The organism is Armatimonas sp., assembly GCF_031410135.1.
Classification (GTDB): Bacteria; Armatimonadota; Armatimonadia; order Armatimonadales; family Armatimonadaceae; genus Armatimonas.
This window is the reverse complement of the sequence record NZ_JANNYP010000896.1, coordinates 1-1,062: the sequence shown is the minus strand read 5'-3', so window position 1 is coordinate 1,062 and position 1,062 is coordinate 1. Positions and strand designations below refer to the sequence as shown.

General features: G+C 51.0%; 1 protein-coding gene. It reads left to right on the top strand.

Translation table 11 applies throughout. The features are described 5' to 3' along the window. Positions 1-746, top strand: a 746-nt coding sequence (locus RMO15_RS31965) for a transposase (RefSeq protein ID WP_309722973.1), incomplete at its 5' end; no start/stop codon positions are given. Positions 747-1,062: the final 316 nt, after the last annotated feature.

The following is a 1,062-nucleotide window of genomic DNA, read 5'->3' as shown; positions in this document are numbered from 1 at the left end:
ACCTTGTTTCACGGTTGGTTCTCCCGAGGCGGGCAAGCCCGCCTCTGGTCAGGATACCAACTCAGTCACTGGACCAGTTTTCGGGGGGCAGCGCAGGCGTCCTGCCCCACTTCAAAGGGGTCGCCCTTCATGATGCTTTGAGTGGCTACTTCAGCTTCACTCATTGTGAGTTCAGCTTCACTCATTGTGAGCATGCGCTTTGCAGTGCGCACCTTCTTCGTGAGGGAGCAGGTCTGAAAGATCGCTTCGATAAAGCCGGAGTTTGGACAGAGCCGATTCTGTCTTGGCTTCTTGAAGTTAAGAAGTCGGCAGAGTCGGGCGTGCTAGCCAGCCGGGATTGCCTGGTTGCCCAGCTTCGTTCTCTGGTTCGTTGCGGCTATGTTGCGTTGGGTTTGTCGCCGCCTTCTGAGGGAGAGAAACTCTCGGCTTGCAGTAAGGAATTGCGTTCTCGTGTTCGTTGGTTGGATCGCCTTTGGTTTTACGCCCACGAGGTGACCCGCTTTGGTTGGGCTGCCGTGAAAGATTGGGACAGCTTGACTTGCTTTGATAACAACGGGTCTGAGCGCGACATCCGACCGGTGAAAATGTTCTCGAAAGTGTTCGGTTGTTGGCGCTCACTTTCTGGTCTTGCTGATTTCTGCCGCCTTCGAAGTTACATTTCCACGCTTCGCAAGCAGGGTATATCTGCTCGTGCTGGTTTGCTCTCGGTCTTCTTGGGCAATCCGATTCTCCCTGCGATTGGTTAATTATTCCTGTCCACGCTAGAAACTTGCCCACCGTTTTTAGAAGAATTTCCCTGCTAATCGGAGACCTGAGCTGTAACGAAAGAAATAGTTGTGATGAAACTAGATCAAATAAAAGGCATTAGAATATCTCCGCATGCCTTACGTACTGCAAGTAGCCTCTCCATAGCTTTGAGTGTCGCTCTGTGTGGCCAGCGTGTATATGCGGATACACTATAATGGTCCAGGAAAATCGGACAGTCAAAAGGGCTTTTCTAAGAAGTTTAGAAAGCCAAAATAGACACCATGAGAAAGCAACATAGCCCGGCCTTCAAAGCCA